The organism is Microbacterium sp. B24, assembly GCF_000333415.1.
In the GTDB taxonomy this organism is placed as follows: Bacteria; Actinomycetota; Actinomycetes; order Actinomycetales; family Microbacteriaceae; genus Microbacterium.
In genome coordinates, this window is record NZ_BADB01000311.1 from 1 (window position 1) to 1,677 (window position 1,677).

Genomic DNA, 1,677 nt, shown 5'->3' on the forward strand with positions numbered 1-1,677 from the left:
ACTTCGCCCACGCGGTCGTCGTCGCCGAGTGGCCGGCGCGTTCGCCGATGCCGTCGCCGACCGCTGGTGGGAGGTCGAGATCGACCGGGCTGGAGCGGCACCGGCGTCGACAACGCCTGCGGCACCGCCGGTCCCCACATGGCCGCGATGGAGGACGCCGCACCACGGCTCGTCCGCATCACCCGCCACGGGTGAGCGCTCCGGCGGGCGTTCACCCCGATTACCCTGGAGGGGTGATCCTCGGCATCGACACCTCGCTCGGCACCGCCGTCGGCGTCGTCGATCCCGACGGTGCGGTCCGCGCCGACCGCACCAGCGACAACCCGCTCGGCCACGCCGAAGTCATCGGCGACCTCCTGCGCGACGCGCTCGCCGACGCGGCCCGGGGCCCGATCGGACAGACCGGGGCGGCAGAGTCGGTCAGCCTCACACACGTCGCCGCCGGCATGGGGCCGGGCCCCTTCACGGGGCTGCGGGTGGGCATCGCGGCCGCGCGCGCCTTCGCTCTCGCGCGGAACCTTCCGGTCGTCGCCGTGCCCAGTCACGACGCGGCGGCGCTGGCGATCCTCCTCGACGATGCCCTCGCCGATCCGTACGCGCCCGCACGCCGATTCGCCGTCGTGACCGATGCCCGCCGGCGAGAGGTCGCCTATTCGGTGTACGAGGGCATGGATGCCGACGGTCTTCCGATCCGCGCGACGGGACCAGCCCTGGCCCTGCGCACCGAGATCGACGCGATGCTGTCCGCACACGAGGCGGACCGCGTCGAGGTGACGACGATCAGCGCGGCCATGCTCGCCGTCGTCGCGGCGCGCGCCGTCGCCGCGGGACGCGAGCTCGCCGGTGCCGAGCCGTTGTACCTGCGTGCTCCCGACGTCACGCTGCCGAAGAGCGTCATCCGCCCGGGCGTCGGGGGGCGCGCATGACGCTGCGCGCCGCCACCGTCGACGACCTCGCGGAGATCATGGACCTCGAACGCGCGTCGTTTCCGACCGACGCGTGGAGCGAGCCGATGATGCGCGAAGAGCTGCTCTCACCCCACGCGCACTACCTGGTCGACGTGGAGGCGGGGCGGTTGCTCGCATACGGCGGGGTGCGCGCCGTCGCGCGCGCCGCCGATGCCGACATCCAGACGATCACCGTCGCCGCGTCCGCGCGGGGCCGCGGGCGGGGGCGGACCCTGCTGTGGGCGCTGCTGGAGGCAGCGCGACAGCGCGGGGCGCGCGAGGTGTTCCTCGAGGTGCGTGCCGACAACCCGACCGCCGCCGCACTGTACGTCTCGGAGGGGTTCCTCGAGATCGCGCGTCGCCCCCGCTACTACCAGCCCGACGACGTGGATGCCGTCGTCATGAAGCTCGATCTCGTCGCCTGGGCCGCCGAGCGGCACGCGCAGACGCAGGTCGGGGGAGTGTGCTCATGACCGTTCGTGAACCGCTTGTGCTCGGCATCGAGACCAGTTGCGACGAGACCGGCATCGGCATCGTCCGGGGCCGCACCCTGCTCAGCAACACCATTTCGAGCTCGATGGACGAGCACGCCCGCTTCGGCGGAGTCGTGCCCGAGGTCGCCGCCCGCGCGCACCTCGAAGCTCTGCAGCCGGCGATCGACGCGCCCGTGGCCGAGGCCGGCATCCCCCTCACCGACGTGGATGCCGTGCCCGTCACGAGCGGGCCGGGT

At 73.3% G+C, this 1,677-nt stretch carries 2 protein-coding genes and 2 pseudogenes; all 4 read left to right on the top strand.

Going from position 1 to position 1,677, the window contains the following annotated elements:
- Positions 1–195 (top strand): annotated as a pseudogene (locus I5I_RS17280) (hypothetical protein); the annotation flags it as partial.
- A 38-nt stretch (positions 196–233) separates the two neighbouring features.
- Positions 234–926 (top strand): tRNA (adenosine(37)-N6)-threonylcarbamoyltransferase complex dimerization subunit type 1 TsaB, encoded by a 693-nt coding sequence (gene tsaB, locus I5I_RS08080; RefSeq protein ID WP_036318304.1) that lies wholly within the window; start codon positions 234–236, stop codon positions 924–926.
- The gene (rimI, locus tag I5I_RS08085) at positions 923–1,420 is read left to right on the top strand and encodes a ribosomal protein S18-alanine N-acetyltransferase (protein ID WP_036318305.1); all 498 of its coding nucleotides are present in this window, start codon (positions 923–925) and stop codon (positions 1,418–1,420) included. Before tsaB ends, rimI begins: the two co-directional genes overlap by 4 nt.
- A pseudogene (locus I5I_RS08090) lies at positions 1,417–1,677 on the top strand (tRNA (adenosine(37)-N6)-threonylcarbamoyltransferase complex transferase subunit TsaD); the annotation flags it as partial. The gene rimI and the pseudogene I5I_RS08090, both read left to right, overlap by 4 nt.